The following is a 15,739-nucleotide window of genomic DNA, read 5'->3' as shown; positions in this document are numbered from 1 at the left end:
CCGCCTGATGCGAAATGCATCGGTGGGGCCCTCTTCGTGCATTGGGATTACGACGGCGGACGCCGGGTTTGTTGTCAGTCCTCGCCGCGGAGGATGGCCAGGACGCGGATGATCTCCACGTAGAGCCAGACCAGGGTGACCGTCAGGCCAAAGGCAGCGGTCCAGGAGAAGCGCTGCGGTGCGCCGCTCTGCACACCGGCTTCGATGCTGGTGAAGTCCATGACCAGGGAAAACGCGGCCAGGCCAATGGCCAGGATGCCGATGACAACACCAATGATGCCGCTGCGCAGGCCGAAGGGTTCCGTCGTCATACCCGTCATCATCATGACCAGGTTGACCACGGAGAACAGGCCGTAACCCACCAGTGCGATCATAAAGAACTTCATGGCTTTGGGAGAGGCGCGCACCTTGCCGCTCTTGAACAGGAGCAGCGTCACGGTGAACACGGACAGCGTGCCGATGACGGCCTGCAGGCCGACTCCCGGATACATCAGGTCAAGCACGCGGGTGAGGCCGCCGAGGAACAAGCCTTCGAGCCCGGCATAGGCCAGGATCAGGGCCGGCGAAGGCTGCTTCTTGAACGTGTTGACCAGTGCCAGGACGAAGCCGCCCAGCGCACCGACGATCATCAGGATGCTGGCCAGCCCCATGCTGACGAACAGGGTCACCGCGGCACCGGCCAGCAGGACTCCGAGGCAGGCAGCAGTCTTGACGATGACGTCGTCGTACGTCATCCGGCCGGTGTCCGCGGGACCTGCGGCCGGCTGGTTGTACATCTGGCGCAGCTGCTCATCGGTCATGTTCTGCTGCTGGCCCCAGCCATTCTGGGGATCCATGACCTGGCCGGGAGCCCGGCCGTAGGACTGCTGTCCGTAGGGCTGCTGGCCATACTGGGCCTGTCCGTAGGGCGCCTGCGGGACAGGGGGTCCCTGCGTGGCTCCACGGAAATTCTTTCCGTTGAAGATCGGGTTTCCGCCAAGTGCCATTGCTGGTGTCCTCCATATAAGGGTTAAGTGCTGAACCTTATGATCCACGTTACCAATTCCCACGCACTGGCGCCTTTGAAAGTTCCCCGCCCCAACGGGCCGCAACCCAACTGTGACCTGCGTCTTTTGGACTCTTTCCCGCTTGCGGGTCCCAGTTGTTATCCGATCGCGACCGCAAGGCCGCATTCGACGGCAAATTTTGGCCCTGACCCGCTGTAACATAGGCCACACACGGTGACGGACCTCACAGAACGAGTGCCGCCACCGTTTCGTTCGCAGCGGCTGCAAAGGCGCAGCCCAGACCACCCCCCCAAGTGGAGGTTTTCAATTTGAGAAGTACATCCAGAGGCCTGCCGCACAGACGGCGCGGCGGATTGCTAAAAATGATGGGGGCAGTCTCCGCCACCATTGTGGCAATCCTGCTCGTCGTCGCTCCGGCGTCACAGGCCACTTCCCCGTCTCCGACACCATCCCCGTCGAATCAGACGTTCCAGAACAACATCAGCGGCTTCCTCCGGGATGATGCCCGCGCACCGATCGCAGATGTCACCATCACCGCCAAAAGCGGTGACTTCGAAGGGACTGCAAAATCCGGTGCCAACGGAGCGTGGACCATTGGAGTCCCGGTCCAGGGCACCTATGAAATCGAACTGGACGAATCAACCCTGCCGGAGGGCATCAAGCTCGCGGACGGCCAGGAAAATCCCCGCAGCGTCACGTTCAGCCAGACCTCCAACCTCTCGGTGATCTTCGCCTTCGGCGAAGGCATCGTCGTCCAGCAACAGGACTTTGGCCAGAACCTGCTCAACAGGCTTGTGGCGGGACTCAGCTTTGGGCTCCTGCTGGCACTCGCCTCTGTCGGGCTGTCCCTGATCTTCGGAACCACGGGACTGACCAACTTTGCGCACGGTGAAATGGTCACCCTGGGCGCAGTGCTCGTGTTCACGTTCAACGCAACAGGCCTTCCCTTCTGGCTGGCGATCCTCCTGGCCCTGCTCGGCGGCGGTTTGTTCGGCTACGTCCAGGACGCAGGCCTGTGGAAGCCGCTGCGGCGCCGCGGCACCGGCCTGGTGCCCATGATGATCGTCAGCATCGGACTCGCCCTCGCCGTCCGGTACGTCATCCAGTTCTACTTTGGCGGCGCCACGCAGCAACTGCCCTTTGCCCAGAGCGCCGAGATCCAACTGGGTCCGGTCTCCATCTCTCCCAATAACCTCTGGTCGCTCATCATCAGCGCTATCGTGATCGCGCTGATCGGCATCATCCTGCTGAAGACCCGGCTCGGCAAGGCCACCCGCGCGGTGGCCGACAACCCGGCGTTGGCGGCCGCGTCCGGCATCGACGTCGACTCGGTCATCCGGATCGTCTGGGTTACCGGCGGCATGCTCGCCTCCCTCGGCGGAATCCTCTGGGCCTATTACCGGCCGGGCGTGACCTTCGACATGGGTTCGCAGATCCTGCTGCTCATCTTCGCCGGCGTGACTCTGGGCGGCCTCGGCACCGTCTTCGGCGCCCTGATCGGGTCCATCATCGTCGGCATCTTCGTAGAGCTGACCACCGTTTTCGGCCTCGCTGCCGACCTCAAGTATGTGGGAGCACTGTTCATCATGATTGTTGTCCTCTTGTTCCGGCCTCAGGGCATTTTGGGCCGTCGCGAGCGTGTGGGTTAGGAGACAGCCATGGACTTCGGATTCATTATTTCCAGCGCTGCCGGTGAGCTATTCAGCCCGACGACGGCGGCGTACGCACTTGCCGCCCTCGGCCTCGCGGTTCACTTCGGCTACTCGGGCCTGCTGAACTTCGGCCAGGCCGGCTTCATGGCGGTGGGAGCCTACGGCTTTGCCATCTCCACCCTCACTTTCGGCGTTCCGTTTTTTGTCGGACTTCTCATCGCCATTATCTGTTCGGCCATTTTCGCCTTATTGCTGGGTATCCCAACGCTCCGGCTCCGGGCAGACTACCTGGCAATTGTCACCATCGCCGCTGCGGAAATCGTCCGCTATATCGTCACGACCAACCAGCTCACATCCGTGACGGGTTCAGCCAACGGCCTGGCCGCGTTCGAGGGCGGGTTCTACTCGATGAACCCTTTCCCTGAAGGATCCTACTTCGGCATGAACAACAGGGATTTCTTCATCCGCGTTGTCGGCTGGGGACTTGTGATCGTCTGCTGCACCCTCGTGTGGCTCCTGATGCGCAGCCCCTGGGGCCGTGTCCTCAAGGGCATCCGGGAAGACGAGAACGCCGTCCGCTCGCTGGGCAAGAACGTCTACGCGTACAAGATGCAGGCCTTGATCATCGGTGGCGTCCTCGGCGCCCTGGCGGGCATGATATTCACCCTCCCCCGCGGCGCGGTCCAGCCGGCGAACTACGGCACCGAGCTGACGTTCTTCCTCTACACGTCCCTGCTGCTCGGCGGTCTCGCCACTGTGCTGGGACCGGTCGTGGGCGCCATGATTTTCTGGGTCGTGCTGTCACTCACACAAGGCATTCTGTTCGGCCTGATCGAATCCGGTGCCGTGACCTGGCTGAACACAGTCCAGGCCGGGCAGCTCCGCTTCATCCTGGTCGGCGTCGCGCTGATGCTGCTGATGATCTTCAGACCCCAGGGCGTCTTCGGCAACAAGAAGGAGCTGGCGTTCGCATGAGCAAGCACAGCGAAAATTCTGCAGAGGAAAACGTCGATTATATGACGGACGACCGTCCGATCGCCGCCGGGGAGGCTGCTCCAGGCTGCAAGAAACGGGACCCCATCGTGGTGGCGGAGAACGTCACGCGGAGCTTCGGCGGCATCAACGCCGTGGACGTCGAATACCTTGAGATCCCGCGCCACAAGATCACGGCGCTGATCGGCCCCAATGGTGCTGGCAAGACCACACTCTTCAACCTTCTCACCGGATTCGATACTCCGAACTCCGGCAAATGGCAGTTCGAAGGCAACAGCCTGGCCGGCGTCTCACCGTACAAAGTGGCCAGGATGGGCATGGTGCGCACGTTCCAGCTCACCAAGGTCATGGGCAAGCTCACGGTCATGGAGAACATGCGTCTTGGCGGTTCGGAGCAGCCCGGTGAGCGGCTGTCCAAGGCGCTGTTCAAGGGCATGTGGGGCGGCCGGGAGAAAGAGATAACGGCTCAGGCAGACGTCCTGCTGGAGAAGTTCAAGCTCGACACCAAAAAGGACGATTACGCGGCGTCCTTGTCCGGCGGACAACGCAAGCTGCTGGAAATGGCGCGTTCCCTGATGGTCCGGCCCAAGCTGGTGATGCTGGACGAGCCCATGGCAGGTGTCAACCCGGCACTCACCCAGTCACTCCTGGACCACATCAAGAACCTCAAAGCAGAAGGCATGACCGTGTTGTTCGTTGAACACGACATGAATATGGTCCGCCACATTGCCGACTGGGTGGTGGTGATGGCCGAAGGCAAGATTGTTGCTGAAGGCCCGCCGGGTGAAGTAATGAAGAACCCCGCAGTGATCGACGCCTACCTGGGCGCGCACCACGACGTCGACCTGGGCGACGCCGAGGGAATCAAGGAACTTGCGGCCGAACTCGTGGCCGACGAGGAGTCCATCGTCGGCACCGAAAACGCCGGCATCATCGCCCTCGAGATCGTCGCCGCGGAGTCCGACGAGCCCGGATCCAGGAAGAAGGACACCGAATGAGTGCCACCAGCGCGGCGCCCGCCGCAAGCAGCGCAGCAGCGCACGACTCCGTAGTTAAGGTAACCGACCTTGTGGCCGGCTATCTTCCTGGCGTGAACATCCTCAACGGCTGCAGCATCGAAGCCCGCAAGGGCGAACTGATCGGCATCATCGGCCCCAACGGCGCGGGCAAGTCCACGCTGTTGAAGGCCATGTTCGGGTTGGTGAAAGTCCATTCCGGCACCGTTGTGGTGCGCGGCCAGGACATCACCGGGCTGAAAGCCAACAAGCTCGTCTCCAAGGGCGTGGGATTCGTCCCGCAGAACAACAACGTGTTCGCCACGCTGACTATCGAGGAGAACATGCAGATGGGCATGTTCCAGCGGCCCAAGGACTTCGACAAACGGTTCGACTTCGTCACCAGCCTCTTCCCTGAGCTCGGCAAGCGCCGAGCCCAGCGGGCAGGCTCGCTATCCGGTGGCGAACGCCAAATGGTGGCCATGGGACGGGCCCTGATGATGGAGCCGGCCGTCCTGCTGCTCGATGAGCCGTCGGCAGGCCTCTCCCCCGTCAAGCAGGATGAGACATTCCTGCGGGTCCACGAGATCAACCGGGCAGGCGTATCGGTCATCATGGTGGAGCAGAACGCGCGCCGCTGCCTGCAGATCTGCGACCGCGCCTACGTGCTTGACCAGGGCAAAGACGCATACACGGGCACCGGCCGGGAGCTCATGAAGGATCCCAAGGTCATCCAGCTCTACCTGGGAACCCTGGCCGACGAAGCCTAGACCGGACTTCCCACCTCCGGCGCCCGTCCCGGAATACGACAAGGGGGCCGTCACCAGCCGGTGGCGGCCCCTTGTCGTGCCGCCCTGGGCCCTGGCCTCGCCCGCACGCACAGAAGCCCCCGTCCGAACCTGACGGGGGCTTCTGTGCGTCTGGGGAAGCGGCTTACAGCTTGCCGAATTCTTCCTTGGACGGCTTGTAGTTGTTGTTGTCCTGGTACTCGTAGATGCCAATGTAGGCTTCCGTCGGGTCGCCGGCATCGGAGAAGGTCACCGGACCGGACTGGCCGTCGTAATCGATGTCCTTACCGTTGCGGAGCAGCGTGACGCATGACGCGTAGTCGTTGCATTTCTCGCCGCTCTCGGAGACTGCCTTGAGCTGCTTGGCAATTTCCGTGCCCTTGGTGCTCTTGGCGGCCTCAGCGGCCAGTGCAATCAGGTTGACGGCATCGTAGGACTCGCCTGCGTAGCTGAAGTCCTTCAGGGCCGGATCAACCGCAAGCATCTTCTTCTTGAAGTCCTCCTTGGCAAACGTGCCCGGGATGGTGCCTTGCGCGCCCTTCAGCGTGCCCGGCTGGAAGTCCTTGCTGTAGTCTGACGTGTTCCCGTCCACGAGGAACATCTGAGTTGCCTTAACACCCTTGCCCGTCATCAGCGGAACGATGCTCTTGGCCTGGTCGAACGTGATCAGGGCAATGGCATCAGGCTTGGCTGCGATGACCTTGTCCACCTGGCTGCTGAACTGGGAGTCACCCTCGTTGAACAGTTCTTCAGCAACCACCTTGCCGCCGGCACCTTCAAAGGCCGCCTTGACGTTTTTCGCCAAGCCGGTGCCGTAGGCATCATTGAGGACTATCATGCCCACGGTCTGTGCGCCACAGGTCGCCATGTAATTGCCCAGGACCTTGCCCTGCAGCACATCCGACGGGGCCGTGCGCCAGTAAAGCCCCTTGTCATCCCACGCGGTGAAGTCCGGGGACGTGTTCGCGGGCGAGAACTGGATGACGCCTGCACCGGTGATCTGGTTGATGACAGTCTTCGAGACGCCGGATGATGCGGCGCCGATAATCGCACTGACGCCTGAGCCAAGCAACGCTGTGGTGGACTGGGTGGCGATATCGGTCTTGGTGTCACCGGAGTCGCGGTGGATCACCTCAACGGGCTTGCCAAGTACGCCGCCTGCGTCATTGACTTCCTTGATGCCAAGGTTGACACCGGCGATTTCGGGCGGGCCAAGGAACGCCAGCGAACCGGTTGTCGGCAGGAGCGATCCAAGCTTGAGCGGGGTTTCAGTGGTGGTGGTCGACGCCGGAACCGGGCCGCCGGCGCCCGGCTTAGCTGTGCTTCCGCCGGCAGGGCCGGGTGCCGGACAGGAAATTCCGGCTGCTGCTTTGGTGGTACTGGTTTCCGTCGAGCTCGGGGTGGAGGTACCACCACAGGCTGTAACCAGAAAGGCGACGCCGACGCTAAGCGCTGTGAGCTTGGCAAGACGGGGTGCCGCCGGGGAAAGTGAAATCATTGACAATCTCCTGGATCGAAAGGTGCGAACGGCCTTTGACGCGGATGATCAGGTGTTCCTGATTTAACTTCAAGCTAATGCAAATTTGCGGTGGATATAAGTGACTGAGGTCACATCCTTATAACAGTCGTTGCATATGCGGAATCAACGGAGGCGATGCTCGGTTTCGAAGTCGCGCGGGATGCATTGGAGGGCGCGGAGGGGCGCCGCAGGAGGACACTTGTACCCCAGGTGGGACTCGAACCCACAACACGCGGATTTTAAGTCCGCTGCCTCTGCCAATTGGGCTACTGGGGCGCCCGGTCAATGGTATCCCGTCATTCGCCCGCAAGCGGTCCGGCGTACCGGAACGTCCCGTGGACCCCGCCGGGCCAGACGGCCAGCGGGAGCAGCTGGAAGTGGTCCCCCCAGGCTGCGTCGGGCGGGAGGACGCCGAAGGACGCAGCCGGGACAAAGCCGAAGCGCGGGTAGTATTCGGTGCTGCCCAGCAACGCAATCCCGCCCTCCCCCGCCGCGTTGGCCCGGGCAATGGTGTCGTTCATGAGGGCAGTGCCGATTCCATGGCGCTGCAGCCGTGGTGTCACACCGATGGGCCCGAGCCCCAGCAACCCGTAGTCGCCCACCCAGCCCCGCGTGCTGATCACATGGCCGACTATCTCGTCGTCGAGCACCGCCACCACGCTGAACTCGGGCAGGTAGTCCTCGCACTCGAAGAGCTGGCGGAGCACGTCCACCTCCTCGGGCTCCCCGTCTACTGGCAGGCCCGTGACCGGGGAGACCGCGAACGCCTCGGCCGTCAACGCGAGGATCTTGTCCCTGTCCGCAGCCGTCTCGTACCTGAGCAACAGCTCGGGCCGCGGCACGTGCCGGCTGGCTGCTGACAGCTCAGCTAGGGCTTCGACGGCGCGTGGTGCGTCCGCCACCGGCACCAGCAGGTGGTCGTGGTGGAAGCCGGCCAGCACGTTGCAGCTGATCCTGGCGTCGGTCAGGGCCTTCCCAACGGCGGCGGTCAGGCCAACAGCCTCCAGCGCAGAGTGCACTTCGAGGGTGATCCAGGCCGCCACAAAGTCGTAGTGCAGCCCCAGGCCGTCTGCCCTTTCCCGCGGCAGGACAACCGTCAGGCCCTCGGCCTCGCGTACGGCAGCTTCGATGCCGGGCGCGAGCGGCCTGCCATGCGGCCACAGGACGTAGACGTACTCCCCCTCCCGCAGGACCGGTTTCAGTGTTGCCAGCAGGGTCTGGAGGTTCTTTTCGCCAGTCATGCTGACAGTCTAGAAGGGACACACGGCGGGAAACGCAAAACGGCGGCTATCCCCTCAAGGGGGCAGCCGCCGTCGGGCGTTACAAATGCTGTGTCAGGATGCCAGTGTTACTTGGCGTCCGCGGTGACCGACTGCTTAGGGTCCACGCTGGCGGCCTCGGCGGAGCCGGGCTTTGCCGCTCCGGCGGATGCCTCCGGCGCGCTGGCCACCGGGGCGGGAGCAGCCGCTGCCGGCTTGGGAGCCGGTGTGGCAGCGGCCACGAAAGCGCCGCGCGGGTTGTCGAGGTCGATCAGCTGGGTGGTGTCGCGGCCCATAAAGAACGCGAGGATCCAACCCATGATGACGCGGACCTTGCGCTCCATGGTGGGCATTGCCATGCCGTGGTAGCCGCGGTGTGCCAGCCAGGCGAGCGGGCCCTTAAGGCCGATGCGACCCAGGATGTTGATGTTGGCAACACCCTTCCACTCGCCGAAGCCAGCCACAGCACCCAGGTTCTTGTGCTTGTAGTCCTTCAGCGGCTTGTCCCAGCGCGAAGCCCACAGGTTCTTGGCGAGGCGCTTGGCCTGGCGAAGTGCGTGCTGGGCGTTCGGGACGCAGGTGCCGTCCGGCAGGCCGCTGCCCGTGAGGTCCGGCACGGCGGCGATGTCGCCGGCGGCCCAGGCGTTGTCGATGATGCCTTCATCGCCGGCGATGCGGAGGTCCGGCAGAACGCGGACGCGGCCGCGGGGTTCCAGCGGGAAGTCGGAGGAGCGGATCATCGGGTTGGCCTGCACGCCGGCAGTCCAGACGAGCGTGTCGGCTTCGAATTCCTGGGCGAGGGACTTGTCCGGGAGGTTGATGAGCTTCAGGGAGCCCTCAGCGCTGTCGAGGGAGGTGTTCAGCAGGACCTCGATGCCGCGGCTGCGGAGGTGCTCCACAACCCATTCGGCCTGCGGTGCCGTGACCTCGGGCATGATGCGGCCCATGGCTTCAACCAGGACAAAGCGTACTTCTTCCTGGCGGATGCGGGGGTTGTTCTTGACCGCGGCGCGGGCCAGGTCTTCCATTTCGGTGATGCACTCGATGCCGGCGAAGCCGCCACCGACAACCACGAATGTCAGTGCCTTGGCGCGGGCGGCGGGGTCCGCGATGGTGGACGCGGCTTCGAGGCGCTCCAGGACCTTGTTGCGAAGGGCCACGGCCTCTTCGATGGTCTTCAGGCCGATGCCCTTGTCCGCCAGGCCCTTGATGGGGAAGGTGCGGGTGATGGCGCCTGCGGCCACCACGATGTCGAAGTAGGGGATCTCGATGTGCTCTCCGCCGTCCGCGGGCGCCACGACGGCGGTGCGGTTGGCGTGGTCGATCGAGGTGACGCTGCCCTGGATGAGTTCAGTCTGCTTCAGGTGCTGGCGGTGCGAGACCACTGCGTGGCGGGCCTCGATGTTGCCGCCGGCCACTTCGGGCAGGAAGGGCTGGTAAGTCATGTAGGGCAGTGGATCCACGAGGGTGACGATGCCACCGGCATTCGCGATCTTCTTCTGCAGTTTGAGTGCTACGTACAGGCCGACGTATCCGCCGCCGACGACGAGTACCCTGGGACGGTCCTGGAGCTCTGGGGTGGTTGCCATGATTTAAGGATACAGCAGTTTGTGAAAATCTTCACTAACTACGTTTTGCCACCGGAATCAACGGTTTGGAACGCGCCGGTATCGGGTTCCTCGCGCGCCGCTCCGGGGTTTCGGGCAGCCCGCCGCAGCTGGAGGACTGCTGCCCCGATGATCACCACAAAGAGGATCACTGAACCGATCACGACGGCGGCGCCAACGGCACTGTCACGCTGTGAGGGCGCCTCCGCCGCGGGCACAGTGGGCTCGGGCAGGGTGGGAACGGCACTGGCCACTTCGTCGGTGGGCACCGGTGCCGGCGCACCAAGGTTGCCGCGGCGGTGGACGCGGATCCAGTCCGAGATGGAGCCGAGCGGGTTGGCGGCGGCTTCGGGGACGGAGTCCTTCAGGGCGGCCTCGGCGTTCAGCACGCCAAAGCCGTACAGCGGGTCTTTTCCGGCAGGACCGGCGTCCTTGGCCGTGCTGACGATCCGGTTGATGACCTGCTTGGCGCTCATCTCCGGCCACTTGGAACGGATGAGTGCGGCCACACCGGCAACGATCGGGGCAGCTCCGGACGTTCCCGCCCATTCTGCGTAGCCGCCGCCCGGCAGCCCGCCCAGCAGGTTTTCAGCCGGGGCCGCCACACCGATGCTGATCCCCTGGGAGGACGAGTCGACGCTCGCTGTGCCCTTGCGGTCCAGGCCGGCGACGGTGAGGACGCCAGGGATGGTGGCGGGCGCGCCGACCTGGAGGTTGCCGCCTATCCGGTTTCCGGCGGCGGCCACGATCACCACATCCTTCTGTTCGGCATAGAGGAAGGCAGCGTCCCAGCTCTGGGGCCACTGCGGTGTGGCGCTGCCCAGCGAAATGTTAATGACTTTGGCCCCGTTGTCCACGGCCCAACGGACCGCTTCGGGGATCTGGTCCTGATCGCTCTTGCCCGCGGGGTTGGCCGATCCCAGCCACGTTGACACGGACAGGATCTCAGCTTCAGGAGCCACGCCAATCATGCCGTCCGGTCCGCCGGCGGCAGCGGGGCCGGGACTGGGCGAAGCGGTGGCGCCGGCCGGCTGGTGGCCGCGGCCAGCCAGGATGGTGGCTACCAGGGTCCCGTGTTCCGGCTTGACCCCCAGGCTTTTCTGCCCGTTCGGGCTGCCGGCCCCGGACGCGTCGAAGCCTCCGGTAACGGCCCCCTTCAGGTCAGGGTGCTGGGCATCCACACCGCTGTCGATCACCGCGACCTTGACACCGGCGCCCTTGGAAACCTCCCAGGCCTTCGTAATTCCGGATTCGGCAAGCCAGTACTCTTTGTCCCGCTCAGCGTCTGCCCTCGCCGCGGGCGCCAGGGTCAGTCCGGCGGCCAGGCTGACGCCTGCAAGGGTCATCGCCAGGAGAGCTGACGCGGTCCGGCGGAACCGTGTTGTTGCTCTGGTCATGTGGGTTCCCATGCTTGGTTGGCTGATGGCCTCGTTAGTGGATGCTCAGGGCAATTCCGTCAAGAATATCGTGTTCGCTGGCCGTGGCCGTGACAATCCGGCCCGCGGTGAGCTCATTCAGCCGCTCCAGGATGCGCCGCCACACCAGCCCGCCGGCACCCATAACGTCGACGCGGCCGGGGTGCATATACGCCAGTTCCGCACGTTCTGCCCTGGTCATGTGGAGGAGGTCAGTGGCGGCTTCGGCGATGGTCCCGATGGACAATTCCGTCCCGTGGATCGCCGCCGGCGAATACTCCGGAAGCCGCAGGGCATGGGCGGTGATGGTGGTGATCGAGCCGGCCACCCCGACGACGGCGGTGGCGCGTTCCAGCGGAACATCCAGTCCCGCCCGGGCAATGGCGGCGTCGACGTCGGCTTCCGCGGCGGCGATCTGCTCCGCCGTGGGCGGATCGTCCTGCAGGTGCCGTTCGGTCAGGCGGACGCAGCCGACATCCACGGACCTGGCGGCCGTGACACCGGCGGAGGTACCGAGGACGAACTCCGTGCTGCCGCCGCCGAGGTCCACCACCAGCACCTGCTCGCCGTCAAGGATGGGCAGCACGCTGCTGGCCCCGGCGAACGACAGGGCAGCTTCTTCATCGCCCGAGATGACCTCCGGCTCAACGCCCAGCAGTTCCCGGATCCCGTCCACAAAGACCTGGCGGTTGCGCGCGTCCCGGCTGGCCGAGGTTGCCACAAAACGGATGGACTCGGCGCCATACTCGCGGATCATGGCTGCGTAATCCGCCGTGGCCGCGAAGGTGCGCTCCAGCGCCTCAGGGGCCAGTTCGCCGGTGGCGTCCACGCCCTGGCCCAGCCGGACAACCCGCATTTCGCGAACAACATCGGTGAGCTTCGCTGTCCCGTTGCTGCGGTCGATGTCGGCGATGAGCAGGCGGAGCGAGTTCGTGCCGCAGTCGATGGCGGCGACGCGGGTCATGCCCCTGCCCCGTCAGCGCTTGCGGTGTTGCGGACCGGAGCGGGCCGGCCCACGATCTCCGGCAGGCCCTGGGGTCCGTGGCGGCTGAGATCCTTTGACGGGGCCTCCCCTGCGGTGTCCCAGGCGCCGTCGCAGTAGCAGCGGTCCGTTGTCCACCATTCACTGATGCCGGCAATGGCCTCATCCCCCAGCGGGTTTACGCCGGGACCCGCCGCGAGAGAGTGGCCCACCAGGACGTGGAGGCATTTGACCCGGGTGGGCATGCCGCCGGCGGAGATGCCGTCAATCTCCGGGACGGCGCCGATGCCGGAACGCTCGCCGATGGCCGCGCGGGCTCCGAGATAGTCCTCGTGCGCTGCACGGTAGGCAGCCGCTAACGGCTCATCGGCACTCAGGCGCTCATTCATGTCGTTCATCAGCCCGGCAGCTTCCAGCCGGGAAACCGCCGAAGTGATAACGGGGTGCGTCAGATAGAACGTGGTGGGAAACGGTGTCCCGTTGCTCAGCCGCGGCGCCGTGGCGGCGACGAGGGGGTTGCCACAGACGCAGCGCGCCGGGATTTCCACCACATCGCGCACCGGCCGTCCCAACTGCCTGCTGAGTACTTCAAGATCGTGTGCTGATGGCTGGCGGGACTTCTCCGGCGCAGTCGCCGTGTTTTCTTCCACTGGCGCGGGCCATCCTTCCTCTAGCTGTTCAGTCTGTGGCCGCACGCCTGATGGACTCCCACAGGGAATCCACCCACGGCAGATCGGCGGGGTCTTGTGCTGCTGTGGCGGTCAGGCTACTGCTAGTTCCGGCCGGCAGATCGCTGCCGAAGACCCAGTAGCCGGATTCACCCGGCATAACCATGTTAATGCGGTCCCGGGCCTGCTGTTTCACGTAGTTCGGATCCTGCCACCGTGAGATCTGCTGCCGCAGGCCGTCCTGCTCGGCCTGGCGGGCGGCAATATCGGCGCTGAGGGCGGCGAGTTCGGCCCGTTTGTCGAAGAAGATCTTCACTGTGGGTGCCAGCATGATGGTGATGGCAATCATGACCACCGCCAGTGCCAGCATGCGGCCGGAGAACGCCTTGGCAGGTACGGGCTGAGTGTCATCCTGCGTGGTGTCAGGCTTCGGTGTCCTGCCCACGGCGTTACCGCTGTGGCCGCTCCCCTGCCCTTTGCTGGCCGGCATCCTCGTGTCCGGTGCGGACGTTCCTGCGCCGAACGCCGGGCTGGCTTTGCCCTTGGTCCCGCCCTTTGCGCTGCCGGCTGTACCGCCAAAATCGGCGCGGATGACGCCTGCGTCTTCCGTGGCTGGGTCCGTGGTGGCCTGATGCTTCGACGCGGCTTTGGGAACTTTGGGACGGCGGGTGGCCATGACACTCCTGAAACGTGCGGCCTGCCTCTGGCCGCAACTCTGCGCTTGATGCCGGCTCAATCAATGCCGGCTAAACAAAAACCGGTGGCTATGGTCTTTCAACCATAGCCACCGGTCAGAGGTTTACGCGGCTACTAGCCCTTGAAACGCGGGAAAGCGCTGCGGCCGGCGTAGCGTGCGGCGTCGTCGAGTTCTTCTTCGATGCGCAGGAGCTGGTTGTACTTGGCAACGCGCTCCGAGCGTGCCGGGGCACCGGTCTTGATCTGGCCGGCGTTGGTGGCCACCGAGATGTCGGCGATGGTGGTGTCCTCGGTCTCGCCGGAGCGGTGCGAGGTGATAGTGGTGTAACCGGCGCGCTGGGCCAGGCTGACGGCGTCCAGCGTTTCGGTCAGTGAACCGATCTGGTTGACCTTCACCAGCAGCGAGTTGGCGGTCTTGGTGTCGATGCCGCGCTGCAGGATGGCCGGGTTGGTGACGAAGAGGTCATCGCCGACGAGCTGGACCTTGTCACCGATGCTGTCGGTGAGGGTCTTCCAGCCGTCCCAGTCGTTCTCATCCAGGGGATCCTCGATGGAAACCAGCGGGTAGTCGGCCACGAGCTCGGCGTAGTAGGCGCTCATCTCGGTGGCGGACAGTGCCTTGCCCTCGAACTGGTAGGCACCGTCCTTGAAGAACTCGGAGGAGGCAACGTCCAGCGCCAGGGCGATGTCCTTGCCCGGGGTGTAGCCGGCGTTCGTGATGGCTTCCTGGATCAGGTCCAGCGCGGCACGGTTGGACGGCAGGTTCGGCGCGAAGCCACCTTCGTCACCGAGGCCGGTGGACAGGCCCTTGGCCTGCAGGACGGACTTGAGGTTGTGGTAGACCTCAACGCCCCAGCGGAGGCCCTCGGAGAAGGTCTCTGCGCCGATCGGGACAATCATGAATTCCTGGATGTCCACGTCGGAGTCGGCGTGGGAGCCACCGTTGAGGATGTTCATCAGCGGAACCGGCAGGACGTGCGCGTTGGGGCCGCCCAGATACTTGTACAGCGGCAGGTCAGCGGAGGCGGCAGCCGCGTTGGCAACGGCCAGCGAAACGCCCAGGATGGCGTTGGCGCCGAGCTTGGCTTTGTTGGGCGTGCCGTCCAGGTCAATCATGGCCTGGTCGATGCTGCGCTGGTCGGTGGCGTCGAAGCCGGTCAGTGCCGGAGCGATCTGGTCGATGACAGCGTCAACGGCCTTCTGGACACCCTTGCCGAGGTAGCGTCCCTTGTCTCCGTCACGGAGCTCAACAGCCTCGTGCTCACCGGTGGAGGCACCGGAGGGTACTGCCGCGCGGCCGATCTGGCCGTCGGAGAGCAGTACTTCAACTTCTACGGTCGGGTTTCCGCGGGAATCGAGGATTTCGCGGGCGTGGATGGCATCGATAAGCGCCATGGATGTGCTCCTTATGGGCGATTTTGGGGGAACGAACAGCTGGAAAAAGCGTTAAATCTGGGACGTCCTCGTCAGGACCAAGCCTAGTCGAGAGTGGTGCAGGTTACGGAACCCTATCCATCACCCGGACGTCATGATGGTGCCGCGAACTGCCGCCGGATGGCGCCCCGAAGGGCACGTTCGGCGTCGAATCCGCTGGCACGTGCAGAGCCGACGACGGCGAGCAGCAGGTCGCCGAGCTCCTCCTCGGAGCCTGGGCCCACGACCGCAGGGTTCCCTGGCCGAGCTTGCGAGGTTAGGGAGCGGTTGGGGACCGATCCGGCGCGCTCGGCCCGGTCAAGGAACTTCTGCGCCTTCGCCAGGGCCGGCAGTGCGTCCGGGATGCCTTCAAAGGGCCCCGTTCGCTCCGGACGTTCCGCAGTCTTCACGGCGTCCCACTTCCGGACAATCTCCGCCACCGAGGCAGGGAAGGTGTCCTGAAGCGTGCCGTCGGGCCGGAAGACATGCGGATTGCGGCGGACCATTTTGGCACTCAGCCCGCGTGCGACGTCGTCGAACGTGAACGTGCCGCGCTCCTCGGCGAGCCGGGCGTGCAGCACCACCTGAAGCAGCACATCGCCCAGTTCGCCGCGGAGCTCGGCGTCATCCGCGCCGGTCTCGATGGTCTCGGCAACCTCGAAGGCCTCCTCCAGGAGGTACTCCACCAGTGAGGCATGGGTGAGGGCGCCCATCCACGGGCAGTGCTCGCGCAGCTGGGCTACGA

14 protein-coding genes and 1 tRNA gene are annotated in these 15,739 nt (G+C 64.5%); 4 read left to right on the top strand and 11 right to left on the bottom strand.

Translation table 11 applies throughout. The annotated features are described in order from the left end of the window. Positions 1-74: 74 nt before the first annotated feature. A complete protein-coding gene (locus tag ACVWY0_RS03505; protein WP_485835447.1) occupies positions 75-986 on the bottom strand; it encodes a Bax inhibitor-1/YccA family protein in 912 nt (303 codons plus the stop codon). A gap of 386 nt (positions 987-1,372) precedes the next feature. On the opposite strand from ACVWY0_RS03505, the gene ACVWY0_RS03500 reads away from it, so the two are divergent. The 4 genes from ACVWY0_RS03500 to ACVWY0_RS03485 are packed head-to-tail and all read left to right on the top strand — an operon-like array spanning position 1,373 to position 5,417. Then, positions 1,373-2,656, top strand: a complete 1,284-nt coding sequence (locus ACVWY0_RS03500; RefSeq protein WP_485835545.1) for a branched-chain amino acid ABC transporter permease — start codon at positions 1,373-1,375, stop codon at positions 2,654-2,656. A 9-nt stretch (positions 2,657-2,665) separates the two neighbouring features. Then, positions 2,666-3,634, top strand: coding sequence for a branched-chain amino acid ABC transporter permease (locus ACVWY0_RS03495; RefSeq protein ID WP_485835446.1), 969 nt, complete (start codon positions 2,666-2,668; stop codon positions 3,632-3,634). Further along, positions 3,631-4,650, top strand: coding sequence for an ABC transporter ATP-binding protein (locus ACVWY0_RS03490; RefSeq protein WP_485835445.1), 1,020 nt, complete (start codon positions 3,631-3,633; stop codon positions 4,648-4,650). The genes ACVWY0_RS03495 and ACVWY0_RS03490 overlap by 4 nt, the downstream gene beginning before the upstream one ends. Continuing rightward, positions 4,647-5,417 (top strand): ABC transporter ATP-binding protein, encoded by a 771-nt coding sequence (locus ACVWY0_RS03485; protein WP_485835444.1) that lies wholly within the window; start codon positions 4,647-4,649, stop codon positions 5,415-5,417. Before ACVWY0_RS03490 ends, ACVWY0_RS03485 begins: the two co-directional genes overlap by 4 nt. Positions 5,418-5,580: 163 nt before the next feature. Here the strand turns inward: ACVWY0_RS03485 and ACVWY0_RS03480 are convergent, their stop codons facing one another. The 10 genes from ACVWY0_RS03480 to ACVWY0_RS03435 form a co-directional block, all read right to left on the bottom strand. Next, positions 5,581-6,933 carry an ABC transporter substrate-binding protein gene (locus ACVWY0_RS03480; protein WP_485835443.1) on the bottom strand — a complete coding sequence of 451 codons (1,353 nt, stop codon included), beginning with the start codon at positions 6,931-6,933 and terminating at the stop codon, positions 5,581-5,583. A 223-nt stretch (positions 6,934-7,156) separates the two neighbouring features. Further along, a tRNA-Leu gene (locus tag ACVWY0_RS03475) sits at positions 7,157-7,230 on the bottom strand. 20 nt (positions 7,231-7,250) lie between these two features. After that, positions 7,251-8,195, bottom strand: a complete 945-nt coding sequence (locus tag ACVWY0_RS03470; RefSeq protein ID WP_485835442.1) for an N-acetyltransferase — start codon at positions 8,193-8,195, stop codon at positions 7,251-7,253. Between the two features lie 107 nt (positions 8,196-8,302). Further along, entirely contained in the window at positions 8,303-9,802 is a 1,500-nt protein-coding gene (locus ACVWY0_RS03465; protein WP_485835441.1) for an NAD(P)/FAD-dependent oxidoreductase, read from the bottom strand. A 38-nt stretch (positions 9,803-9,840) separates the two neighbouring features. Beyond that, the gene (locus ACVWY0_RS03460; RefSeq protein ID WP_485835440.1) at positions 9,841-11,217 is read right to left on the bottom strand and encodes a S8 family serine peptidase; all 1,377 of its coding nucleotides are present in this window, start codon (positions 11,215-11,217) and stop codon (positions 9,841-9,843) included. Between the two features lie 34 nt (positions 11,218-11,251). Beyond that, positions 11,252-12,199 carry a Ppx/GppA phosphatase family protein gene (locus tag ACVWY0_RS03455; protein ID WP_485835439.1) on the bottom strand — a complete coding sequence of 316 codons (948 nt, stop codon included), beginning with the start codon at positions 12,197-12,199 and terminating at the stop codon, positions 11,252-11,254. Continuing rightward, complete coding sequence (locus ACVWY0_RS03450) at positions 12,196-12,867, bottom strand: DUF501 domain-containing protein (RefSeq protein ID WP_485835438.1); 672 nt, start codon at positions 12,865-12,867, stop codon at positions 12,196-12,198. The genes ACVWY0_RS03455 and ACVWY0_RS03450 overlap by 4 nt, the downstream gene beginning before the upstream one ends. A gap of 28 nt (positions 12,868-12,895) precedes the next feature. After that, entirely contained in the window at positions 12,896-13,561 is a 666-nt protein-coding gene (locus ACVWY0_RS03445; protein WP_485835437.1) for an FtsB family cell division protein, read from the bottom strand. Positions 13,562-13,695: 134 nt separating this feature from the next. After that, entirely contained in the window at positions 13,696-14,976 is a 1,281-nt protein-coding gene (gene eno, locus ACVWY0_RS03440; protein ID WP_056343550.1) for a phosphopyruvate hydratase, read from the bottom strand. Between the two features lie 131 nt (positions 14,977-15,107). Then, positions 15,108-15,707: a MazG nucleotide pyrophosphohydrolase domain-containing protein gene (locus ACVWY0_RS03435; protein ID WP_082575901.1), complete on the bottom strand. Its 600-nt coding sequence runs from the start codon at positions 15,705-15,707 to the stop codon at positions 15,108-15,110. Between the last annotated feature and the right edge of the window lie 32 nt (positions 15,708-15,739).

This window comes from Arthrobacter sp. UYNi723 (assembly GCF_054057635.1).
The sequence above is the reverse complement of the archived record's forward strand: the minus strand, read 5'-3'. Positions and strand labels throughout refer to the sequence as shown.

What these genes read in the sequence shown, in the direction of transcription:
- ACVWY0_RS03505 (WP_485835447.1), bottom strand. Translation starts at nt 986, where the DNA reads ATGGCACTTGGCGGAAACCCGATCTTCAACGGAAAGAATTTCCGTGGA.
- ACVWY0_RS03500 (WP_485835545.1), top strand. Translation starts at nt 1,373, where the DNA reads ATGGGGGCAGTCTCCGCCACCATTGTGGCAATCCTGCTCGTCGTCGCT.
- ACVWY0_RS03495 (WP_485835446.1), top strand. Translation starts at nt 2,666, where the DNA reads ATGGACTTCGGATTCATTATTTCCAGCGCTGCCGGTGAGCTATTCAGC.
- ACVWY0_RS03490 (WP_485835445.1), top strand. Translation starts at nt 3,631, where the DNA reads ATGAGCAAGCACAGCGAAAATTCTGCAGAGGAAAACGTCGATTATATG.
- ACVWY0_RS03485 (WP_485835444.1), top strand. Translation starts at nt 4,647, where the DNA reads ATGAGTGCCACCAGCGCGGCGCCCGCCGCAAGCAGCGCAGCAGCGCAC.
- ACVWY0_RS03480 (WP_485835443.1), bottom strand. Translation starts at nt 6,933, where the DNA reads ATGATTTCACTTTCCCCGGCGGCACCCCGTCTTGCCAAGCTCACAGCG.
- ACVWY0_RS03470 (WP_485835442.1), bottom strand. Translation starts at nt 8,195, where the DNA reads ATGACTGGCGAAAAGAACCTCCAGACCCTGCTGGCAACACTGAAACCG.
- ACVWY0_RS03465 (WP_485835441.1), bottom strand. Translation starts at nt 9,802, where the DNA reads ATGGCAACCACCCCAGAGCTCCAGGACCGTCCCAGGGTACTCGTCGTC.
- ACVWY0_RS03460 (WP_485835440.1), bottom strand. Translation starts at nt 11,217, where the DNA reads ATGACCAGAGCAACAACACGGTTCCGCCGGACCGCGTCAGCTCTCCTG.
- ACVWY0_RS03455 (WP_485835439.1), bottom strand. Translation starts at nt 12,199, where the DNA reads ATGACCCGCGTCGCCGCCATCGACTGCGGCACGAACTCGCTCCGCCTG.
- ACVWY0_RS03445 (WP_485835437.1), bottom strand. Translation starts at nt 13,561, where the DNA reads ATGGCCACCCGCCGTCCCAAAGTTCCCAAAGCCGCGTCGAAGCATCAG.
- eno (WP_056343550.1), bottom strand. Translation starts at nt 14,976, where the DNA reads ATGGCGCTTATCGATGCCATCCACGCCCGCGAAATCCTCGATTCCCGC.
- ACVWY0_RS03435 (WP_082575901.1), bottom strand. Translation starts at nt 15,707, where the DNA reads ATGGGCGCCCTCACCCATGCCTCACTGGTGGAGTACCTCCTGGAGGAG.